The organism is Streptomyces sp. E-08 (assembly GCF_049913095.1).
In the GTDB taxonomy this organism is placed as follows: domain Bacteria; phylum Actinomycetota; class Actinomycetes; order Streptomycetales; family Streptomycetaceae; genus Streptomyces.
In genome coordinates this window covers 1,672,559-1,693,651 of sequence record NZ_CP183971.1, presented here as the reverse complement: position 1 = coordinate 1,693,651, position 21,093 = coordinate 1,672,559, and the positions used below count along the sequence as shown (strand labels likewise).

The window sequence follows — 21,093 nt, the reverse complement described above, 5'->3', positions numbered from 1 at the left end:
GTCGGTGCGGTGACCTAGGCTTCATGACTGTGGAGCCCGACCTCTTTACCGCAGCAGCCGAAGACCGCCAGGAGAAGGACCCGGCCAGCAGCCCGCTGGCCGTCCGGATGCGCCCCCGCACCCTCGACGAGGTGGTGGGGCAGCAGCACCTGCTCAAGCCCGGCTCGCCGCTGCGCCGACTCGTGGGGGACGGGGACGGCGGCCCCGCCGGCGCCTCCTCCGTCATCCTCTGGGGCCCGCCGGGGATCGGGAAGACGACCCTGGCGTACGTCGTCTCGAAGGCCACCAACAAGCGCTTCGTGGAGCTGTCCGCGATCACCGCGGGCGTCAAGGAGGTCCGGGCCGTCATCGACGGCGCCCGGCGCGCCGTCGGCGGCTACGGCAAGGAGACCGTCCTCTTCCTCGACGAGATCCACCGCTTCTCCAAGGCCCAGCAGGACTCGCTCCTGCCGGCCGTCGAGAACCGCTGGGTGACGCTGATCGCCGCCACCACCGAGAACCCCTACTTCTCCGTGATCTCCCCGCTCCTCTCCCGCTCGCTGCTCCTCACCCTGGAGCCGTTGACCGACGAGGACCTCAAGGGCCTGATGGCCCGGGCGCTCACCGGCGAGCGGGGACTCGGCGGCGCGGTGACCCTGCCGGAGGACGCCGAGGCCCACCTCCTGCGCGTCGCCGGCGGCGACGCCCGGCGGGCCCTGACGGCACTGGAGGCGGCGGCGGGCGCGGCGATCGCCAAGGGCGAGCCGGAGATCACCCTCCAGACCGTCGAGGAGACCGTCGACCGCGCGGCCGTGAAGTACGACCGGGACGGCGACCAGCACTACGACGTGGCCAGCGCCCTCATCAAGTCGATCCGCGGCTCGGACGTGGACGCGGCCCTGCACTACCTGGCGCGGATGATCGAGGCGGGGGAGGACCCGCGCTTCATCGCCCGCCGACTGATGATCTCCGCGAGCGAGGACATCGGCCTCGCCGACCCCCACGCGCTGCCGATCGCCGTCGCCGCCGCCCAGGCGGTCGCCATGATCGGCTTCCCCGAGGCGGCCCTCACCCTGAGCCACGCGACCATCGCCCTCGCACTGGCTCCCAAGTCGAACGCGGCGACGACCGCGATCGGCGCCGCCCTCGCCGACGTGCGGGGCGGCCTCGCGGGCTCCGTCCCGCCGCATCTGCGCGACGGCCACTACAAGGGCGCGGCCAAACTCGGCCACGCCCAGGGGTACGTGTACCCGCACGACGTACCGGGCGGGATCGCGGCCCAGCAGTACGCCCCGGACACGATCCACGGCCGCCAGTACTACGAGCCCACGCGCTACGGGGCGGAGGCGAGGTACGCGGACGTGGTGGAGCGCGTCCGGGCCCGTCTGAAGGGCGCCGAGTAGCCCCGGCCGTGCGATCGCGCTCCGCGGACCCGGTACACTGGTCCGGATTGCTGCGTCCCGTGTCCGGCCCCGGTCGGCACACCAGAACGGGACAGTCAGCGGGAGACCCGGCCCCCGGGCGGGGTTTCCAGGAGCGTCGCGCACCTTCGAAGGTGTCGCGGGCCACCCATCACCACCCGGATTCCCGGGAGCGGCGGTGGGTCGTTCGCGTGCTGCACGTATGTGCCCAGACCTGGGAGCGGCTGCCCGGCAGGTCCGCCCTGTGCGGACCCGGTGGGTTTCCCGGCTGCGGATGCGACCTCCCCTAACCCTGGTGAAGCCGTTTTCGTATCAATGAGAGAGGTTGGTTCATGCCGAACCAGTCCCGTCCCAAGGTCAAGAAGTCGCGTGCCCTCGGCATCGCGCTGACCCCGAAGGCCGTCAAGTACTTCGAGGCCCGCCCCTACCCGCCGGGCGAGCACGGCCGTGGCCGCAAGCAGAACTCGGACTACAAGGTCCGTCTGCTCGAGAAGCAGCGTCTGCGCGCCCAGTACGACATCAGCGAGCGCCAGATGGCGCGTGCCTACGACCGCGCCAAGAAGGCCGAGGGCAAGACGGGCGAGGCGCTGGTCGTCGAGCTCGAGCGTCGCCTCGACGCCCTGGTCCTGCGTTCGGGCATCGCCCGCACCATCTACCAGGCCCGCCAGATGGTCGTGCACGGTCACATCCAGGTCAACGGTGGCAAGGTCGACAAGCCGTCGTTCCGCGTCCGTCCCGACGACGTCGTGATGGTCCGCGAGCGCAGCCGCACCAAGCCGCTGTTCGAGATGGCCCGCGAGGGTGGCTTCGCCGCCGACGGCGAGACCCCGCGCTACCTGCAGGTCAACCTGAAGGCCCTGGCCTTCCGTCTCGACCGCGACCCGAACCGCAAGGAAATCCCGGTCATCTGCGACGAGCAGCTGGTCGTCGAGTACTACGCCCGCTGATCCCAGCCAAGGCGTAGTACCGCACCCGCGGTTTCAGCCCGCCGCCTCCCCGCCCTTACCGGTGGGGGAGCCGGCGGGCTTCCGCGTTCCCGGGACCCGCGCCGACCCGGCCGTACGGAACGGGCGGGGGGCCGCCGCGTCCGCCGGGTCGCCCGCGGCCGGATCCCGGCGCGCGGCGAGCGCCCGCTCCACGACCGCGTCGAGCGGCAGACGCCGGCCCTCCTGGACCGCGACGCCGAACGCCTCCGCGCCCAGGGCCTCCTCCGCCCGCTGCTCGCACAGCGCCCTCGGCCCGTCGAACGCCTCCGAGCCGAAGAGCCGGATGCCCACCGTGTCCCACACCGGCACCGCGGCCCCCTGGAGCACCGCCGCCTCCGCCGCGTCCCCCTCGCTGACCGTCACGAGCGCGAGCAGCTCGATCGCCAGGACGAGACCGACCAGGTCACGGAAGGTGTGATGGATCGAGACGCACTCGGTGAGCAGCTCCCGCGCCTCCCCGTACGCGTCCCGGGTCCACGCCGAGTACGCCAGGACGTAGAGGGCGTAGGCCCGGGTCCAGAGCTCCCCGCGCTCCTCGCAGACCTCCCGGACCTCCCGGCAGATCGCGACGGCCCCCGCCAGGTCCCCCCGGAAGGCTCTCGCCATCGCGACCTCGACCTGGCCCATCAGCACGTTGCTGTTCAGCTCGCCGAGCTCCCGGTAGGAGTCGAGCGCCCGCCCGATCAGCGACTCGGCCCGCGGCAGATCGTCCGAGAGCAGCGCCAGACAGCCCATCCGGTGCGTCGCGTACGCCTCCGCCAGCGCGTTCCGCGAGGAACGGGCCCGCTCCCCGCACTCGTGGAGCGCCGCCACCGCCGCCGTGCCGTCCCCCTGCAGGACCGACACGTACCCGAGCACCCACAGCGCCTTGAGCCGCGCCTCCTCGTGCCCGGACTCCAGCGCGACCGCCCGCTCCAGCCAGTGCCGGCCCTCCGAGAGGCGGCCGCAGCCGACCCAGGCGAACCACAGCGTGCCCGCCAGGTGCTGGGCGAGGTGGGCGTCCTCCGGGAGTTCGAGGCACAGGTCGAGCGCCGCCCGCAGATTGGGCAGCGCCGCGTCCGTGCGGGCCGCCACCTCCGGCTGGCGGGGGCTGAACCACTCCAGCTCGCACCAGGTGGCGAGCCCCATGTACCAGTCGCGGTGCCGTCGCCGCATCCGCTCGGTGTCGCCGAGCGCCGCCAGCCACTCCGCCCCGTACGCGGCGACCGTGTCCAGGAGCCGGTAGGCGGGACCGGCCGGGGTGTCCTCCCGCGACACCAGGGACTGCGCGATCAGACCCCCGAGGTGGTCGAGGACCCGCTCCGGCGGCAGCTCCCGGCTGCCGCACACGTACTCCACCGCCTCCAGGTCGAAGGGGCCGGCGAACACCGAGAGCCGTGCCCAGAGCAGCCGTTCCTCCGGGGTGCACAGCTCGTGGCTCCAGCCGATCGCGGTGCGGAGCGTCTGATGGCGGGGGAGCACCCCGCGCTCGCCGTCCGTCAGGAGCCGGAAGCGGTCGTCGAGACGGTGCAGCATCTGCTCGACCGAGAGGAGGGGCAGGCGGCCGGCGGCCAGTTCGAGGGCGAGCGGGATGCCGTCGAGCCGCCGGCACAGCTCCCGCACGGCCTCGGCGCCGGGCTCCAGGGCCGTCCCCGCGTCCGGAAGATCCGGGGAGCCGGGGTCCGCGGACCCCACCGGCGCGCCCGCGGGGGTCGTGCCCGTCACCGGCGCGCCCGCCTCCGCCGCCCGCTCGGCGAGCAGCGTCACCGCGTCCGCCTCGCCCATCGGGGCCAGCGCGAACACGGCCTCGCCCGCCACCCGCAGGGGCCTGCGGCCGACCGCGAGCACGGTGAGCCCGGGCGCGTGGGCCAGGAGCTCCCGCACCAGCGGCGCACAGCTCTCCACCAAGTGCTCGAAACCGTCCACCACCAGCAGCATCCGCCGCTCCGCGAGGTGCTCGACCAGCACCTCGCGCGGGGGCCTCGGCGTGTGGTCGGTCAGGCCGAGCGCCTCGACCAGGGCGTACGCGACCAGCTCGGGGTCGCGCAGGGGCGCGAGCTCGGCCAGCCGGACCCCTTCGCCGTAGCGTTTCTGCGCCCCCGCGGCAGCCCGAAGCGCCAGCCGTGTCTTGCCGACCCCGCCGACCCCCACGACCGTGACCAGGCGGGATGTCCCGAGGAGCGCCGTCAGTGCGGCCTGCTCGGCGGTCCGTCCGACGAACCGGTTCAGCTCCGCCGGGAGATTGCTCCGTCGCATGGGACACGGAGCGTACTCACCCGCGCGCGCTCCGTACAATCGGGTTCCCGTAACTCCCGTCCCACGGGCGGTAATGCGGTACGGCAGGACAGCCCGGGCGCGATAGGGTCGGGGGACGACTTTTCACAAGGCCAACGACAGCAGAGAGCGGTGCACAGTGACCGGTGGAGAGGTTGCCGGGATCCTGGTGGCCGTGTTCTGGGCGATCCTCGTCTCCTTCCTCGCCGTGGTGCTGGTGAGGCTGGCGCAGACGCTCAGGGCGACCACCCGGCTGGTGGCGGACGTGACCGAACAGGCCGTTCCCCTGCTGGCGGACGCCTCCGCGACCGTGCGCTCGGCACAGACCCAGCTCGACCGGGTCGACGCCATCGCCTCGGACGTCCAGGAGGTCACCTCCAACGCCTCCGCGCTGTCCACGACCGTCGCCTCCACCTTCGGCGGCCCGCTCGTCAAGGTGGCCGCCTTCGGCTACGGCGTCCGCAGGGCGCTCGGCCGGGGCCGCGCGGCGGAGGACGCGCCGCAGGCCGCTCCCGCCGCCCGCCGTACTGTGATCGTCGGCCGTACCGTGCCGTCCTCGCGACGCCGGAAGCAGAAGGGCTGAGCCGCGATGTTCCGCCGCACGTTCTGGTTCACGGCCGGCGCAGCCGCCGGCGTGTGGGCCACCACCAAGGTCAACCGGAAGCTGAAGCAGCTGACCCCCGAGAGCCTCGCGGCCCAGGCGGCGAACAAGGCGCTCGAGACCGGCCACCGGCTCAAGGACTTCGCCCTCGACGTGAGGGCGGGCATGGTCCAGCGAGAGGCCGAGCTGGGCGAGGCGCTCGGCCTGGAAGCCCCCGTGGACCAGGGCCGGGAGCTGCCGGAGCCGCGCCGGAGGGCCGCGCTGGGCCCGGTCGCGCACCCGACCACCTATTCGTTTTCCAAGATGCCTACGAGTTCGTACAACCGGAATGAGGACCACTGATGGAGTCGGCTGAAATCCGCCGCCGCTGGCTGAGCTTCTTCGAGGAGCGCGGGCACACCGTCGTCCCTTCGGCGTCGCTCATCGCGGACGACCCGACTCTGCTGCTCGTCCCGGCCGGCATGGTGCCGTTCAAGCCCTACTTCCTGGGCGAGGTCAAGCCCCCCTTCACGCGCGCCTCCAGCGTGCAGAAGTGCGTGCGCACGCCGGACATCGAAGAGGTCGGCAAGACGACCCGGCACGGCACGTTCTTCCAGATGTGCGGCAACTTCTCCTTCGGCGACTACTTCAAGGAAGGCGCCATCAAGCTCGCCTGGGAGCTGCTGACCACCCCGGTGGAGCACGGCGGCTACGGGCTCGAGCCGGAGAAGCTCTGGATCACCGTCTACCAGGAGGACGACGAGGCCGAGCAGATCTGGCGCGACGTCGTCGGCGTCCCGGCCGAGCGCATCCAGCGCCTCGGCAAGAAGGACAACTACTGGTCGATGGGCGTCCCCGGCCCCTGCGGCCCGTGCTCCGAGATCAACTACGACCGCGGCCCCGAGTTCGGCGTCGAGGGCGGCCCGGCCGTCAACGACGAGCGGTACGTGGAGATCTGGAACCTGGTCTTCATGCAGTACGAGCGCGGTGAGGGCTCGGGCAAGGACGACTTCCCGATCCTCGGCGAGCTCCCGTCGAAGAACATCGACACGGGCCTCGGCCTCGAGCGCCTGGCGATGATCCTCCAGGGCGTCCAGAACATGTACGAGACGGACACCCTCCAGGTCGTCATCGACAAGGCCACCGCCCTCACCGGCGTCGCCTACGGCAAGGCCCACGACAGCGACGTCTCGCTCCGCGTGGTCGCCGACCACATGCGCACGTCCGTCATGCTCATCGGCGACGGCGTCACCCCCGGCAACGAGGGCCGCGGCTACGTGCTGCGCCGCATCATGCGCCGCGCCGTCCGCAACATGCGCCTGCTCGGCGCCACCGGCCCGGTCGTCCAGGAGCTCGTGGACACCGTGATCAACACGATGGGCGAGCAGTACCCGGAGCTGGTCACCGACCGCAAGCGCATCGAGACCGTCGCCCTCGCCGAAGAGGCCGCCTTCCTGAAGGCCCTCAAGGGCGGCACCAACATCCTCGACACCGCCGTCACCGAGACCAAGGCCGCCGGCGGCACCGTCCTCGCCGGCGAGAAGGCGTTCCTGCTCCACGACACCTGGGGCTTCCCGATCGACCTCACCCTGGAGATGGCCGCCGAGCAGGGCCTCTCCGTGGACGAGGACGGCTTCCGCCGCCTGATGACGGAGCAGCGGGACCGCGCCAAGGCCGACGCCAAGGCGAAGAAGACCGGCCACGCCGACATGACGTCGTACCGGGAGATCGCCGACAGCAACGGCGCCACCGAGTTCACCGGCTACACGAACACGGAGGGCGAGAGCACCGTCGTCGGTCTCCTCGTCAACGGTGTCTCCTCGCCGGCCGCCTCCGAGGGCGACGAGGTCGAGGTCGTCCTCGACCGCACCCCGTTCTACGCCGAGGGCGGCGGTCAGATCGCCGACCAGGGCCGGATCAAGCTGCACAGCGGCGCGGTCATCGAGATCCGTGACGTCCAGCAGCCCGTTCCCGGTGTCTCCGTGCACAAGGGTTCCGTGCAGGTCGGCGAGGTGACCGTGGGCGCCACCGCCTACGCCACCATCGACGTCAAGCGCCGCCGGGCCATCGCCCGCGCCCACTCCGCCACGCACCTGACCCACCAGGCCCTGCGTGACGCCCTCGGCCCGACGGCCGCCCAGGCCGGTTCCGAGAACCAGCCCGGCCGCTTCCGCTTCGACTTCGGCTCGCCGAACGCCGTTCCCGGCGCCGTCCTCACCGACGTCGAGCAGAAGATCAACGAGGTCCTCTCGCGCGAGCTGGAGGTCCACGCCGAGGTCATGCCGATCAACGAGGCCAAGCGCCAGGGCGCCATCGCCGAGTTCGGCGAGAAGTACGGCGAGCAGGTCCGCGTCGTCACCATCGGCGACTTCTCCAAGGAGCTGTGCGGCGGCACGCACGTCGGCAACACCGCCCAGCTGGGCCTGGTGAAGCTGCTCGGCGAGTCGTCCATCGGCTCCGGCGTGCGCCGCATCGAGGCCCTCGTGGGTGTCGACGCGTACAACTTCCTCGCCCGCGAGCACACGGTCGTCGCCCAGCTCCAGGAGCTCGTCAAGGGCCGCCCGGAGGAGCTCCCGGAGAAGATCTCCTCCATGCTCGGCAAGCTGAAGGACGCCGAGAAGGAGATCGAGAAGTTCCGCGCGGAGAAGGTCCTCCAGGCCGCCGCCGGTCTTGTCGAGTCCGCCCGCGACATCCGGGGCGTCGCCCTCGTCACCGGGCAGGTCCCGGACGGCACGGGCGCCGACGACCTCCGCAGGCTGGTCCTCGACGTGCGCGGCCGGATCTCCTCCGACCGTCCGGTCGTCGTGGCCCTGTTCACCACGGTCAACGGCAAGCCGCTGACGGTCATCGCCACCAACGAGGCCGCCCGTGAGCGCGGCCTCAAGGCCGGCGAGCTCGTCCGCACGGCCGCCAAGACCCTCGGCGGCGGTGGCGGCGGCAAGCCGGACGTCGCCCAGGGCGGCGGCCAGAACCCGGAGGCCGTCGGCGAGGCCATCGCCGCCGTCGAGCGCCTCGTGGTGGAGACGGCGTGACGATGCGCCGCGGCCGTCGCCTCGCGGTCGACGTCGGGGACGCCCGGATCGGGGTCGCCTCGTGCGACCCCGACGGGGTCCTCGCGACGCCGGTGGAGACCGTGCCGGGACGTGACGTCCCGGCCGCCCACCGGCGGCTCCGCCAGATCGTCGAGGAGTACGAGCCCATCGAGGTCGTCGTGGGTCTGCCCCGCTCGCTCAGCGGGCGGGAGGGCCCGGCCGCGACCAAGGTCCGTGCCTTCGCCCGGGAGATGGCGAAGGGCATCGCCCCGGTGCCGGTCCGCCTGGTCGACGAGCGGATGACCACCGTCACCGCGACCCAGGGCCTGCGCGCCTCGGGCGTGAAGGCGAAGAAGGGGCGGTCCGTGATCGACCAGGCCGCCGCTGTGATCATCCTTCAGAACGCTCTTGAGTCCGAACGGGTATCAGGTAATCCGCCCGGTGAGGGCGTCGAAGTGGTCATCTGATCGCGATACGGTAACGTTCCGCGCGATGCGGCGGTGTTCGAACAGCTGCCGCACTACGTAGAGGCGGATCGTCCGGAAGCCTCGCGGCTGTTTTGGGGATCGATGACTGAGTATGGCCGGGGCCCTGGCTCCGAACCGTGGCACCCCGGGGACCCGCTCTACGGGGACCAGGGGTGGGAGGGCCAGCAGCAGTACCCGCACCCGCAGCAGGCGAGCCAGTACGGCCACCAGGGCCAGGGCTATGTGGACCCGTACGGCCAGGGCGGTCACGCCGACCAGGGCTACGGGGTCGACCCGTACCAGCAGCAGGCCGAGCAGCAGTACCAGCAGGCGCAGCAGCACCAGCAGCAGTACCAGCCGCAGGTGGAGCAGCAGTACCAGCAGCAGCCGCAGCAGTACGTCGATCCCCAGTACCAGCAGCATCCTCAGTACCAGCAACAGCCGCAGCAGCAGTACGAGACGGGCTACCCGGGCGGTTACGACACGCCCGGGCAGCTCGGACAGCAGTACGACGGCAACTGGGAGACCGGCCAGGCGGCGATGGCGTACGGCGCGCCCCCGGCCGATCCGTACGGCGGCCAGAACCCGGACCTCTACGGGACCCCCGAGGCCTACCCGCCTCCCCAGCCGCCCGGCCGCCGCCAGAACCCGCCGGAGCCCGTCGTCGACTGGGCGCCGGAGGAAGAGGCGCAGGACCCGGAGCCGGAGGAGGAGAACCACCCCTTCTTCACCGGGGGCGACGACTCCGACGACGACCACGACGAGGAGCCGAGGCGCGGCCGCGGCTCCCGCGACGACGACCGCGAACGCCGGAGCAAAGCGAAGAAACGCAAAGGCAAGAACGGCGTGGCCTGCCTGGTCGTCGCGGCCGTCATGGTCGGCGGCGTGGGCGGCATCGGCTACTTCGGCTACAAGTTCTGGCAGGGCCAGTTCGGTGCGGCGCCCGACTACGCGGGCAGCGGCAGCGGTGTCGTGCAGGTCGAGATCCCGAAGGACGCCGGCGGCTACGAGATCGGCAACATCCTCAAGAAGGCCGGCGTGGTCAAGAGCGTCGACGCCTTCGTGTCGGCGCAGCAGAAGAACCCCCGCGGTCTCTCGATCCAGGCGGGCGCCTACACGCTGAAGACGGAGATGTCGGCGGACAGCGCGGTGACGCTGATGCTGGACCCGGCCAGCCAGGCCAACCTGATCATCCCCGAGGGCAAGCGGAACGCCTGGGTCTACGAGAAGCTCGACGAGCGTCTGGACCTCAAGCCGGGCACCAGCAAGAGCATCGCACTCGCGAAGGCGGACTCCCTCGGGCTGCCCGACTGGGCCAAGAACCACGAAGACGTCAAGGACCCGCTGGAAGGCTTCCTCTTCCCGGCGAGCTACCCCGTGGCCAAGGGCAGCAAGCCCGAGGACGCGCTGCGCAAGATGGTGTCCCGCGCGAACCAGGAGTACCTGAAGCTGGACCTGGAGTCGAAGGCGAAGTCGCTCGGCGTCAAGGGGCCGTGGGAACTCGTCACGGTCGCGAGCCTGGTCCAGGCGGAGGGCAAGACCCACGAGGACTTCCGCAAGATGGCGGAGGTCGTCTACAACCGCCTCCAGCCCGACAACCGCGAGACGTTCCAGCTGCTCCAGTTCGACTCGACCCTGAACTACCTCAAGGGCCAGAGCAAGATCAAGATCTCCGAGCAAGAGGCCAACACCAACACGGACCCGTACAACACGTACAAGCACAAGGGTCTGCCGCCGGGGCCGATCAGCAACCCGGGTAACGAGGCGCTCGCCGCCATGCTCAACCCCACGAACGACGGCTGGATCTACTTCGTCGCCACCGACGGCATGAACAAGACCGAGTTCGCGAAGACCCTGGCCGAGCACAACAAGTTGAGGGACAAGTTCAATGCCAACACGGGCCAGTGAGACGCGCCGCCGCGCGGCCGTCCTCGGTTCGCCGATCGCCCACTCGCTCTCCCCGGTCCTGCACCGGGCCGCGTACGCCGAGCTCGGTCTCGACGACTGGGCGTACGACCGCTTCGAGGTCGACGAGGCCGGGCTGGCCGGCTTCGTCGGCGAGCTCGACGGCAGCTGGGCCGGGCTCTCGCTGACCATGCCGCTCAAGCGGGCGATCATCCCGCTGCTCGACGAGATCAGCGACACGGCCGCCTCCGTGGAGGCCGTCAACACCGTCGTCCTCCACGAGGACGGGCGCCGCGCCGGCGACAACACCGACATCCCCGGCATGGTCGCCGCCCTGCGCGAGCGGGGCGTCGAGAAGGTCGGGTCGGCGGCCGTCCTCGGCGCCGGCGCCACCGCCTCCTCCGCGCTCGCCGCCCTCGCCCGGATCTGCGCGGGTCCCGTCACCGCGTACGTACGGAGCGAGGCCCGGGCCGAGGAGATGCGCGGCTGGGGCGAGCGGCTCGGCGTGGACGTCCGTACCGCCGACTGGGAGCGGGCGGCGGAGGCCTTCGACGCCCCGCTCGTCATCGCGACCACCCCCGCCGGCACCACCAACGCCCTGGCGACCGCCGTCCCCGACCGGGCCGGCACCCTCTTCGACGTCCTGTACGACCCCTGGCCGACCGCGCTCGCGGCCGCCTGGTCCGACCGCGGCGGCAAGGTCGTCGGCGGGCTCGACCTCCTCGTCCACCAGGCCGTTCTCCAGGTCGAACAGATGACGGGCGTCCCCGAGGCCCCGCTCGCCGCCATGCGCGCCGCGGGGGAGCGGGCGCTGGCCGCGCGATAGGCTGCACCGCCACGCCGGGCGGAACACGGGGGAGTACGGCGACATGAGCGAGCAGCTGACGCTGGCGTCCAGATGGGACGCGGCGGACGACATCGTGCGCTTCCTCTGGCTGGTGACCTCACGGCACCTGCCCGAATGGGTGCGCCATCCGCTGATCGCCGCCGGCGTCACCTTCGCCGTCCACGAAGGCCTCGGGTGGCTGCGCACCCGCTTCGGCGAGTCGCCGGACGCGGACCTGCCCGTCCAGGAAAGCGACTCCCGCGTCCGATAGCTGGACCGGAGGGCGGGTTCGTCCCCCGGACGTGGGAGGATCGGGGACGGCGGGCCAGGGCCGCGCACCCGGCCGCGCCGTCGCAGTGCCCAGGCGCGAGCATGAGGAGCATCGTTGAGCAGGTTGCGTTGGCTGACCGCTGGGGAATCCCACGGACCCGCGCTGGTCGCGACGCTGGAGGGTCTTCCCGCCGGCGTCCCGGTCACCACTGAGCTGGTGGCGGACCACCTCGCGCGGCGACGCCTCGGCTATGGACGTGGCGCCCGCATGAAGTTCGAGCAGGACGAGATCACCTTCCTCGGCGGCGTCCGGCACGGACTCTCCCTGGGCTCCCCGATCGCCGTCATGGTCGGCAACACCGAGTGGCCCAAGTGGGAGAAGGTCATGTCGGCCGATCCGGTCGACCCCTCGGAGCTCAAGGAGACGGGCCGCAACGCGCCCCTGACCCGGCCCCGCCCCGGTCACGCCGACCTCGCCGGCATGCAGAAGTACGGCTTCGACGAGGCCCGGCCGATCCTGGAGCGCGCCAGCGCCCGTGAGACCGCCGCCCGGGTCGCCCTCGGCGCCGTCGCCCGGTCCTTCCTCAAGGAGGCCGCCGGCATCGAGATCGTGAGCCACGTCGTCGAGCTGGCCGCCGCCAAGGCGCCGTACGGCGTCTACCCCACCCCGGCCGACGTCGAGAAGCTCGACGCCGACCCGGTCCGCTGCCTCGACGCCGACGCGTCGAAGGCGATGGTCGCGGAGATCGACCAGGCCCACAAGGACGGCGACACCCTCGGCGGCGTCGTCGAGGTCCTCGCCTACGGCGTGCCCGTCGGACTCGGCTCGCACGTCCACTGGGACCGGCGACTCGACGCCCGGCTCGCCGCCGCCCTCATGGGCATCCAGGCCATCAAGGGCGTCGAGGTCGGCGACGGCTTCGACCTCGCCCGCGTGCCCGGCTCCCAGGCCCACGACGAGATCGTGCGCACCGAGGACGGCATCAAGCGCACCTCCGGCCGCTCCGGCGGCACCGAGGGCGGCCTGACCACCGGCGAGCTGCTGCGCGTCCGCGCCGCGATGAAGCCCATCGCGACCGTCCCGCGCGCCCTGGCCACCATCGACGTCGCCACCGGCGAGGCCGCGGCCGCCCACCACCAGCGCTCCGACGTCTGCGCCGTCCCCGCCGCCGGCATCGTCGCCGAGGCCATGGTCGCGCTCGTCCTCGCGGACGCGGTCGTCGAGAAGTTCGGCGGCGACAGCGTCCCCGAGACCCGCCGCAACGTGCGGTCGTACCTCGACCACCTGACCATCCGGTGACCGGCGGACCCCTGGTCGTCCTCGTCGGGCCCATGGGCTCCGGCAAGTCCACGGTGGGCGCGCTCCTGGCCGAACGGCTCGGCGCGCCCTACCGGGACACCGACGCCGACATCGTCGCCGCCGAAGGACGCGAGATCGCCGACATCTTCGTCGAGGACGGCGAGGAGCACTTCCGCGCCCTGGAGCGGGCCGCCGTCGCCGCGGCCGTCGCCGAGCACGAGGGCGTCCTCGCCCTCGGCGGCGGCGCGATCCTGGACGCGGGGACCCGCGCCCTGCTCGCCGGGCTGCCCGTCGCGTACCTCTCGATGGACGTCGAGGAGGCGGTCCGCCGCGTCGGCCTCAACACCGCGCGGCCGCTGCTCGCCGTCAACCCGCGCCGTCAGTGGCGCGAGCTGATGGAGGCGCGCCGCCATCTGTACACCGAAGTCGCCCGGGTCGTCGTCGGCACGGACGAGCGCACCCCCCAAGAGGTCGCCCAGGCGGTCCTCGACGCACTGGAGTTGAAGGACGTATGACGGAGCAGGACCAGGTGACCCGGATCCAGGTCGGCGGTTCCGCGGGCACCGATCCGTACGAGGTACTCGTCGGGCGGCAGCTCCTCGGTGAGCTCCCCGGCCTGATCGGCCCCCAGGCCAAGCGGGTCGCCGTGATCCACCCGGAGGCGCTCGCCGACACCGGCGAGGCGCTCCGCGCCGACCTCGCCGACCAGGGCTACGAGGCGGTCGCCATCCAGGTGCCGAACGCCGAGGAGGCGAAGACCGCCGAGGTCGCCGCCTACTGCTGGAAGGCCCTGGGCCAGACCGGCTTCACCCGCAGCGACGTCGTCATCGGCGTCGGCGGCGGCGCCACCACCGACCTGGCGGGCTTCGTGGCCGCGACCTGGCTGCGCGGCGTGCGCTGGATCGCCGTGCCGACCACCGTCCTCGCCATGGTCGACGCGGCCGTCGGCGGCAAGACGGGCATCAACACCGCCGAGGGCAAGAACCTCGTCGGCGCCTTCCACCCGCCGGCGGGCGTCCTGTGCGACCTCGCGGCACTGGACTCGCTTCCGGTGCACGACTACGTCAGCGGCCTCGCCGAGATCATCAAGGCCGGCTTCATCGTCGACCCGGTCATCCTCGACCTGATCGAGGATGACCCGCAGGCCGCCCGCACCCCGGCCGGGCCGCACACCGCCGAGCTGCTCGTCCGCTCGATCAAGGTCAAGGCCGAGGTGGTCTCCGGGGACCTCAAGGAGTCCGGCCGCCGGGAGATCCTCAACTACGGCCACACCCTGGCCCACGCCATCGAGAAGAACGAGCGGTACAAGTGGCGCCACGGCGCCGCCGTCTCCGTCGGCATGGTCTTCGCCGCCGAGCTGGGCCGCCTCGCCGGGCGGCTCGACGACGCCACCGCCGACCGGCACCGGGCGATCCTGGAGTCCGTCGGCCTGCCGCTCACCTACCGCGGCGACCAGTGGCCGAAGCTCCTGGAGACGATGCGGGTCGACAAGAAGTCCCGCGGCGACCTGCTGCGCTTCATCGTGCTCGACGGCATCGGCAAGCCGACCGTCCTGGAGGGCCCCGACCCGGCCGTCCTGATCGCGGCGTACGGCGAGGTGTCGGCGTGAGCGAGCCGCGCCCGGTCCTGGTGCTGAACGGCCCCAACCTGGGCCGTCTCGGCTCCCGCGAGCCCGACATCTACGGCGCCACCTCCTACAAGGGGCTCGTCGAGTCCTGCCGGACCCTCGGCGCGGAGCTCGGCTTCGACGTCGACGTCCGGGAGACCAACGACGAGGGCGAGATGATCCGCTGGCTCCACGAGGCGGCGGACGCCTCGGTCCCGGTGGTGATCAACCCCGGCGCGTTCACGCACTACTCGTACGGGATGCGGGACGCCGCCGCCCAGCGGACCGCCCCGCTGATCGAGGTGCACATCTCGAACCCGTACGCCCGCGAGGAGTTCCGGCACACCTCGGTGATCGCGGCCGTGGCGACCGGGACGGTCGCCGGCTTCGGGATCGGTTCCTACCGGCTGGCGCTGCGGGCGCTCGCCGAGGAACTCGCCGGCTGACGGGCAGGGCACCAGGGGGCGTCCCCGGCCGTTCCCCCTGTGGGGGCCGGGGGCGGTAACGTTCCGCCGTCCACGGACACACCGGTCCGGGGATCCGACAGGCGCACGAGACGGAGTGGCACGGGATGCAGCACGCAGTGGGGGGTCCGCTGCCTCCGCCCGAGGGCTCGGGCGGGCCGACCGGCCCGGGACCCGTGCCGGGACCGGGACCCATACCGGGATCAGGGCCCGTGCCCGGCGGCGCCGTGCCCGTGCCCGGATCGGGCCCCGTCCCCGTCGCGGGTGGTGGGGAGCCCGGTGGGCAGCCCCCGGTCCCGCCGTACCCGGGGCCCGCGTCGGGTCCCCGGCTCGGTGTGCACCCGACCGTCCAGGCCGGGGCTCCGCGGCCCCCGCACGCCCCGCCGGGCTGGGGCACCCCCGGAGGCGTACCGCAGCATCCGGCGGCCCCCCAGCACCCCGCACCGCCCCACCCGGCCGGTCCGCCGCACCCGGGAGCACCTCAGCAGCCGCCCTCCGGCCCGCAGCACCCCTCCTCCGGGCCGCCGCACCCGGGCGTCGCGCAGCAGCCCGCCTCCGGTCAGCACGCCGCGGCCCCGCGGCACCCCTCGGCCGCGCCGCCGCGCGCCGACCTGACCGGGCACGTTCCGCTGCCGCCCGTGAGCGCGCCCCTCGCACCGCCCGTGGAGCACGGTGCCGGGACCGGCGCGGCGACCCTCGCCGTGCTCCTCATCGGCCCCGCGGGCGCGGGCAAGACGACCGTCGCCCGGCACTGGGCGCAGCGCCGCCGGGTGCCGACCGCGCACATCAGCCTCGACGACGTCCGCGAGTGGGTCTGCTCCGGCTTCGCCGACCCGCAGTCCGGCTGGAACGAGCACTCCGAGGCGCAGTACCGGCTCGCCCGCCGCACCTGCGGCTTCGCCGCGCGCAACTTCCTCGCCAACGGCATCTCCTGCATCGTCGACGACGCCGTCTTCCCCGACCGGCCCGTCGTGGGCCTCGGAGGGTGGAAGCGCCACGTCGGCCCCGGTCTGCTGCCCGTCGTCCTCCTCCCCGGCCTGGAGATCGTCCTGGAGCGCAACGCCGAGCGCAGCGGCAACCGGCGGCTCTCGGACGAGGAGGTCGCCGCGATCCACGGCCGGATGGCCGGCTGGTACGGCTCGGGCCTGCCGATCATCGACAACTCCACGTACGACGTCGAAACCACCGCGCGCGTCCTCGACGACGTCCTGGCCCGCGCGATCGCGAGCCCGCCCACCTGGTGACCGCGCCCGGACGGCCGTTCTGAACAGGACGCCCCGCCGCCACGCTCGTAGGCTCGGAGCATGTCAGAGGTGTATGCGGACCGCCGTGTACGGCTGCGCGACCGGTGCGCGGCCGCGGGCAGCCCGGCGGCCCTGGTCTCCCGCCCCGCCAACGTCCGCTATCTCGCCGGTGGTTCGCCGCCGGGCGCCGTGCTGCTGGTCGGGCCCGAACCGGAGGCGGACGTCCTGCTCTGCCCCGTCGCGCCCAGCGGCGAGCCGGCCGACGGCAGGCTCGACGAGGTGCTCCGGCAGCAGGTCCTGCCCACGGGCGCAGGCGACCCCGCGGTCGCCGCGGTCGACCTGGCACGCCGGGCCGGCGCGGACGCGCTCGCGGTCGAGGAGCACCACCTGACGGTCGCCCGGCACCGGGCCATGGGCTCCGTCGGCCCCGGACTGCGTCTCGCCGACCTCGCCTGCGCCGTGGAGCAGCTCAGGATCGTCAAGGACGAGGACGAGATCGCCTGCCTGCGGATCGCGGCGGAGATCGCCGACCAGGCCCTCGGAGAGCTCCTGGAGTCGATCCTGGTGGGCCGGACCGAGCGCCACCTCGCCCTGGAGCTGGAGCGGCGGCTCGTCGACCACGGCGCCGACGGGGCCGCCTTCCCCACCTCGGTGGGGACAGGACCGCACTCCGGGCGCCGGGGGCACCGGCCCACCGACCGCAGGGTCGAGGAGGGCGATTTCCTCTCCGTCTGCCTCGGCGCGGACTACCGCGGCTACCGGTGCGAGATCGGCCGCACCTTCGTCATCGGCACGACCCCCGCCGACTGGCAGATCGAGCTGTACGAGCTCGTCTTCGCCGCTCAGCGGGCCGGGCGCGAGTCCCTCGCACCCGGCGCGGAATACCGCGACGTGGACCGGGCGGCCCGCCAGATCCTGGACGCCGCGGGCCACGCGGAGGCCGCCGTGCCCCTCACCGGGCACGGGGTGGGGCTCGAAATCGACGAGGACCCGCAGCTCTCACCCTCGGCCATGGGTAAACTGGACGCTTGCGTGCCGGTCACCGTCGAACCGGGGGTTCACCTCCCGGGACGGGGCGGGGTCCGGATCGATGACACGCTCGTCGTGCGCCAGGAGGCGGACGGCGGACCCGAGCTACTCACCATCACGACCAAGGAGCTGCTCGCGCTGTAAGGCGCGTACGCCTCCTCGGTCCCACGTCAGTCCAGGAGATTCCGCAACCGTGGCTTCCACGAACGACCTCAAGAACGGCATGGTGCTCAAGCTCGACGGGGGCCAGCTCTGGTCCGTCGTCGAGTTCCAGCACGTCAAGCCCGGCAAGGGCCCGGCTTTCGTGCGCACCAAGCTCAAGCACGTGCTCTCCGGCAAGGTCGTCGACAAGACCTTCAACGCCGGTACGAAGGTCGACACGGCCACCATCGACCGCCGTGACATGCAGTTCTCCTACATGGACGGCGAGTACTTCGTCTTCATGGACATGGAGACGTACGACCAGCTGCACATCGACCGGAAGAACGTCGGCGACGCCGCCAACTTCCTGATCGAGGGCTTCACCGCCTCCGTGGCGCAGCACGAGGGCGAGGTGCTCTACGTCGAGCTGCCGGCCGCCGTCGAGCTGGTCATCCAGCACACCGACCCGGGCGTCCAGGGCGACCGCTCCACCGGCGGCACCAAGCCGGCCACGCTGGAGACCGGCCACGAGATCCAGGTCCCGCTCTTCATCACCACCGGTGAGAAGGTCAAGGTCGACACCCGCGACAGCAGCTACCTCGGCCGGGTGAACAAGTAACCGTGGCCGCTCGGAGCAAGGCCCGCAAGCGCGCCTTCCAGATCCTCTTCGAGGCGGACCAGCGTGGTGCCTCCGTCCAGGAGGTTCTCGCGGACCAGGTCCGGCACGCGCGGTCGGACGACCGCCAGCCGCCGGTCAACGACTTCACCATGCAGCTGGTCGAGGGGTACGCGGCCCACGAGGCGCGGATCGACGATCTCATCGCGACCTACGCCGTGGACTGGGACCTCGACCGGATGCCCGTCGCCGACCGGAACATCGTGCGCCTCGGAGCGTACGAGCTGCTCTGGGAGGACGGCACCCCCGACGCGGTCGCGATCGACGAGGCGGTGCAGCTCGCCAAGGAGTTCTCCACCGACGAGTCCCCGACCTTCGTCAACGGCCTCCTCGGTCGCTTCAAGGACCTGAAGCCGCGCCTGCGCCGGGACGCGGACGCCTAGTCCCGCACGGTACGCGAAGGGGCCCGCAGCACTCGGTGCTGCGGGCCCCTTCGCGTACCCGTGACACGTCCGCGGAAAAGCGCCGGGCCCGTGGACGTCGGATGACGTCCACGGGCCCGGCGGTACGTTTCTGCTGTGCCCTCGCCGAGGGTCAGTTGTCCTCGTGGGCGACCGCGCGGCGCGCGTCCGCGTCCAGGACACCCCAGCTGATCAGCTGCTCGGTGAGGACCGAGGGGGACTGGTCGTAGATGACGGCGAGCGTGCGCAGGTCGTCCTGACGGATCGACAGCACCTTGCCGTTGTAGTCGCCGCGCTGCGACTGGATCGTCGCCGCGTAGCGCTGGAGCGGGCCCGCCTTCTCCTGCGGGACGTGCGCGAGGCGCTCCAGGTCCAGGACCAGCTTCGGCGGCGGCTCGGCGGCCCCGCCCGGAGTCGTGCCCGGCAGGAGCTCCTGCACCGGCACCCCGTAGAAGTCGGCCAGCTCGGCAAGACGCTGCACCGTCACCGCGCGGTCTCCGCGCTCGTACGAGCCGACCACGACGGCCTTCCAGCGGCCCTGGGACTTCTCCTCCACCCCGTGGAGGGACAGACCCTGCTGGGTGCGGATGGCACGGAGTTTGGCCCCGAGCTGCTTTGCGTATTCGCTGGACATAACGCTCCCGGACGCTGTGACGACATGCGGCTGCGCCGCGCGGCTGGTAACTCACTGTGAGGTTACGCAGCGTTACACCTACCCGTCAAGCCGAATGGTCCGTACCGCCCCCTCCCGGGGGACGGCGCCCGGAGGGGCGGCAGGGGTGCGCGGGAAAGCCGCCCCCACCCCTGGTAGAGTGAACGGCGCAAATCCGACGTCCTTTAAGAGCCGTCCCGTGAGGCGGAGAAGGAGGTCCGTTTCCCATGGACACTCAGCAGCAGCACAGCGACGACGCGCGGCCCGTTCTCGAGGCCCCCGACATCGCGCGGGTCCTGACCCGCATCGCCCACGAGATCGTCGAGCGCGCCAAGGGCGCCGACGACGTGGTCCTCCTCGGCATCCCCACCCGTGGCGTCTTCCTCGCCCGCCGGCTCGCCGAGAAGCTCGAATCGATCACCGGCGCCAAGATCCCGGTCGGTTCCCTCGACATCACCATGTACCGGGACGACCTGCGGCTGAAGCCCGCCCGCGCCATCGGTCGCACCGAGATCCCCGGTGACGGCATCGACGGCCGCCTCGTCGTCCTCGTCGACGACGTGCTCTTCTCCGGCCGCACCATCCGCGCCGCCCTCGACGCCCTCGGCGACATCGGCCGCCCGCGCGCCGTCCAGCTCGCGGTCCTCGTCGACCGCGGCCACCGCGAACTTCCGATCCGCGCCGACTACGTCGGCAAGAACCTCCCCACGTCGTTGCGGGAGACGGTCAAGGTCCAGCTCGCCGAGGAAGACGGTCGCGACACCGTCCTGCTCGGCTCCAAGCCCGCCTCCTAGCCGGACCGGCTTCCCGCCGGGGCCGGGGCACACCCCTGTGCCCCCGCATGCCCTCACACCTCCCCACCACGGAGAGAAACCCCGATGATGCGTCACCTCATCTCGGCCGCCGACCTCACCCGCGACGACGCCGTCCAGATCCTCGACACCGCCGAGGAGATGGCCCGGGTGGCCGACCGGCCCATCAAGAAGCTCCCGACCCTCCGCGGCCGGACCATCTGCAACCTCTTCTTCGAGGACTCCACCCGGACCCGGATCTCCTTCGAGGCCGCCGAGAAGCGCCTCTCCGCCGACGTGATCAACTTCGCGGCCAAGGGCTCCAGCGTCTCCAAGGGCGAGTCCCTCAAGGACACCGCGCAGACGCTGGAGGCCATGGGCGTCGACGCGGTCGTCATCCGGCACAGCGCCTCCGGCGCCCCCTACCGGCTCGCCACCTCCGGCTGGATCGACGCCCCCGTCATCAACGCCGGCGACGGCACCCACCAGCACCCCACCCAGGCCCTCCTCGACGCCTTCACCATGCGCCGCCGCCTCGTCGGCCGCGACGCCGGCCTCGGCCAGGACCTCGCCGGCAAGCGCATCACGCTGGTGGGCGACGTCCTGCACAGCCGGGTCGCCCGCTCCAACGTCGACCTGCTCCACACCCTCGGCGCCGAGGTCACCCTGGTGGCCCCGCCCACCCTCGTCCCCGTCGGCGTCGAGACCTGGCCCTGCGACATCTCGTACGACCTCGACAGCGTGCTGCCGAAGTCCGACGCGGTGATGATGCTGCGTGTGCAGCGCGAGCGGATGAACGCCGCCTTCTTCCCGACCGAGCGCGAGTACTCGCGCCGCTACGGGCTCGACGGCGAGCGGATGGCGAGGATGCCCGAGCACGCCATCGTCATGCACCCCGGCCCGATGGTCCGCGGCATGGAGATCACCGCCGAGGTCGCCGACTCCGACCGCTGCACCGTCGTCGAGCAGGTCGCCAACGGCGTCTCCGTCCGGATGGCCGTCCTCTACCTGCTTCTGGGCGGCAACGAGTCCGCCGTCAGCCACACCCGTACCGAGGAGAGCAAGTAACC

21 protein-coding genes are annotated in these 21,093 nt (G+C 72.2%); 19 read left to right on the top strand and 2 right to left on the bottom strand.

What is annotated here, in order from left to right; all coding sequences use genetic code 11:
- Positions 1–29 precede the first annotated feature (29 nt).
- A complete protein-coding gene (locus tag ACN9MM_RS07685) occupies positions 30–1,382 on the top strand; it encodes a replication-associated recombination protein A (RefSeq protein WP_382867144.1) in 1,353 nt (450 codons plus the stop codon).
- A 350-nt stretch (positions 1,383–1,732) separates the two neighbouring features.
- Positions 1,733–2,347 (top strand): 30S ribosomal protein S4, encoded by a 615-nt coding sequence (rpsD, locus tag ACN9MM_RS07680; RefSeq protein WP_015032311.1) that lies wholly within the window; start codon positions 1,733–1,735, stop codon positions 2,345–2,347.
- 33 nt (positions 2,348–2,380) lie between these two features.
- On the opposite strand, the gene ACN9MM_RS07675 is transcribed toward rpsD, so the two are convergent.
- Positions 2,381–4,621 carry an ATP-binding protein gene (locus ACN9MM_RS07675; protein ID WP_426362930.1) on the bottom strand — a complete coding sequence of 747 codons (2,241 nt, stop codon included), beginning with the start codon at positions 4,619–4,621 and terminating at the stop codon, positions 2,381–2,383.
- 157 nt (positions 4,622–4,778) lie between these two features.
- Between ACN9MM_RS07675 and ACN9MM_RS07670 the strand changes: the two genes are divergently transcribed.
- The 15 genes from ACN9MM_RS07670 (at position 4,779) to nusB (ending at position 18,562) form a co-directional block, all read left to right on the top strand.
- Entirely contained in the window at positions 4,779–5,222 is a 444-nt protein-coding gene (locus ACN9MM_RS07670; protein WP_426362929.1) for a DUF948 domain-containing protein, read from the top strand.
- A 6-nt stretch (positions 5,223–5,228) separates the two neighbouring features.
- Complete coding sequence (locus tag ACN9MM_RS07665; protein ID WP_382866879.1) at positions 5,229–5,582, top strand: DUF6167 family protein; 354 nt, start codon at positions 5,229–5,231, stop codon at positions 5,580–5,582.
- Positions 5,582–8,251: an alanine--tRNA ligase gene (alaS, locus tag ACN9MM_RS07660; protein WP_426362928.1), complete on the top strand. Its 2,670-nt coding sequence runs from the start codon at positions 5,582–5,584 to the stop codon at positions 8,249–8,251. Before ACN9MM_RS07665 ends, alaS begins: the two co-directional genes overlap by 1 nt.
- Before the next feature lie 2 nt (positions 8,252–8,253).
- Positions 8,254–8,718 carry a Holliday junction resolvase RuvX gene (gene ruvX, locus ACN9MM_RS07655; RefSeq protein WP_030693079.1) on the top strand — a complete coding sequence of 155 codons (465 nt, stop codon included), beginning with the start codon at positions 8,254–8,256 and terminating at the stop codon, positions 8,716–8,718.
- A gap of 102 nt (positions 8,719–8,820) precedes the next feature.
- Positions 8,821–10,626, top strand: coding sequence for an endolytic transglycosylase MltG (gene mltG, locus ACN9MM_RS07650; RefSeq protein ID WP_426362927.1), 1,806 nt, complete (start codon positions 8,821–8,823; stop codon positions 10,624–10,626).
- Positions 10,607–11,449, top strand: coding sequence for a shikimate dehydrogenase (locus ACN9MM_RS07645; RefSeq protein WP_426362926.1), 843 nt, complete (start codon positions 10,607–10,609; stop codon positions 11,447–11,449). Before mltG ends, ACN9MM_RS07645 begins: the two co-directional genes overlap by 20 nt.
- Before the next feature lie 43 nt (positions 11,450–11,492).
- On the top strand, positions 11,493–11,720 hold the full coding sequence (locus ACN9MM_RS07640) for a hypothetical protein (protein ID WP_426362925.1): 228 nt from the start codon (positions 11,493–11,495) through the stop codon (positions 11,718–11,720).
- A gap of 114 nt (positions 11,721–11,834) precedes the next feature.
- Positions 11,835–13,019 carry a chorismate synthase gene (gene aroC / locus ACN9MM_RS07635; protein ID WP_382866865.1) on the top strand — a complete coding sequence of 395 codons (1,185 nt, stop codon included), beginning with the start codon at positions 11,835–11,837 and terminating at the stop codon, positions 13,017–13,019.
- The gene (locus tag ACN9MM_RS07630) at positions 13,016–13,534 is read left to right on the top strand and encodes a shikimate kinase (protein WP_382866862.1); all 519 of its coding nucleotides are present in this window, start codon (positions 13,016–13,018) and stop codon (positions 13,532–13,534) included. The genes aroC and ACN9MM_RS07630 overlap by 4 nt, the downstream gene beginning before the upstream one ends.
- Positions 13,531–14,628 carry a 3-dehydroquinate synthase gene (gene aroB / locus ACN9MM_RS07625; RefSeq protein WP_426362924.1) on the top strand — a complete coding sequence of 366 codons (1,098 nt, stop codon included), beginning with the start codon at positions 13,531–13,533 and terminating at the stop codon, positions 14,626–14,628. Before ACN9MM_RS07630 ends, aroB begins: the two co-directional genes overlap by 4 nt.
- Positions 14,625–15,071 carry a type II 3-dehydroquinate dehydratase gene (gene aroQ, locus ACN9MM_RS07620; RefSeq protein WP_382866858.1) on the top strand — a complete coding sequence of 149 codons (447 nt, stop codon included), beginning with the start codon at positions 14,625–14,627 and terminating at the stop codon, positions 15,069–15,071. Before aroB ends, aroQ begins: the two co-directional genes overlap by 4 nt.
- 353 nt (positions 15,072–15,424) lie before the next feature.
- Positions 15,425–16,333 (top strand): AAA family ATPase, encoded by a 909-nt coding sequence (locus ACN9MM_RS07615; RefSeq protein WP_426362923.1) that lies wholly within the window; start codon positions 15,425–15,427, stop codon positions 16,331–16,333.
- Between the two features lie 60 nt (positions 16,334–16,393).
- The gene (locus ACN9MM_RS07610) at positions 16,394–17,506 is read left to right on the top strand and encodes an aminopeptidase P family protein (protein WP_426362922.1); all 1,113 of its coding nucleotides are present in this window, start codon (positions 16,394–16,396) and stop codon (positions 17,504–17,506) included.
- Between the two features lie 49 nt (positions 17,507–17,555).
- On the top strand, positions 17,556–18,122 hold the full coding sequence (gene efp / locus ACN9MM_RS07605; RefSeq protein WP_352021702.1) for an elongation factor P: 567 nt from the start codon (positions 17,556–17,558) through the stop codon (positions 18,120–18,122).
- A gap of 2 nt (positions 18,123–18,124) precedes the next feature.
- Positions 18,125–18,562 (top strand): transcription antitermination factor NusB, encoded by a 438-nt coding sequence (gene nusB / locus ACN9MM_RS07600; RefSeq protein WP_365228784.1) that lies wholly within the window; start codon positions 18,125–18,127, stop codon positions 18,560–18,562.
- Between the two features lie 151 nt (positions 18,563–18,713).
- On the opposite strand, the gene bldD is transcribed toward nusB, so the two are convergent.
- The gene (bldD, locus tag ACN9MM_RS07595; protein ID WP_017242229.1) at positions 18,714–19,214 is read right to left on the bottom strand and encodes a transcriptional regulator BldD; all 501 of its coding nucleotides are present in this window, start codon (positions 19,212–19,214) and stop codon (positions 18,714–18,716) included.
- A gap of 245 nt (positions 19,215–19,459) precedes the next feature.
- Between bldD and pyrR the strand changes: the two genes are divergently transcribed.
- Together pyrR and ACN9MM_RS07585 are read left to right on the top strand one after the other, a co-directional pair.
- Complete coding sequence (pyrR, locus tag ACN9MM_RS07590; RefSeq protein ID WP_426362921.1) at positions 19,460–20,026, top strand: bifunctional pyr operon transcriptional regulator/uracil phosphoribosyltransferase PyrR; 567 nt, start codon at positions 19,460–19,462, stop codon at positions 20,024–20,026.
- An 84-nt stretch (positions 20,027–20,110) separates the two neighbouring features.
- On the top strand, positions 20,111–21,091 hold the full coding sequence (locus ACN9MM_RS07585) for an aspartate carbamoyltransferase catalytic subunit (protein ID WP_426362920.1): 981 nt from the start codon (positions 20,111–20,113) through the stop codon (positions 21,089–21,091).
- The last annotated feature ends 2 nt before the right edge of the window (positions 21,092–21,093 follow it).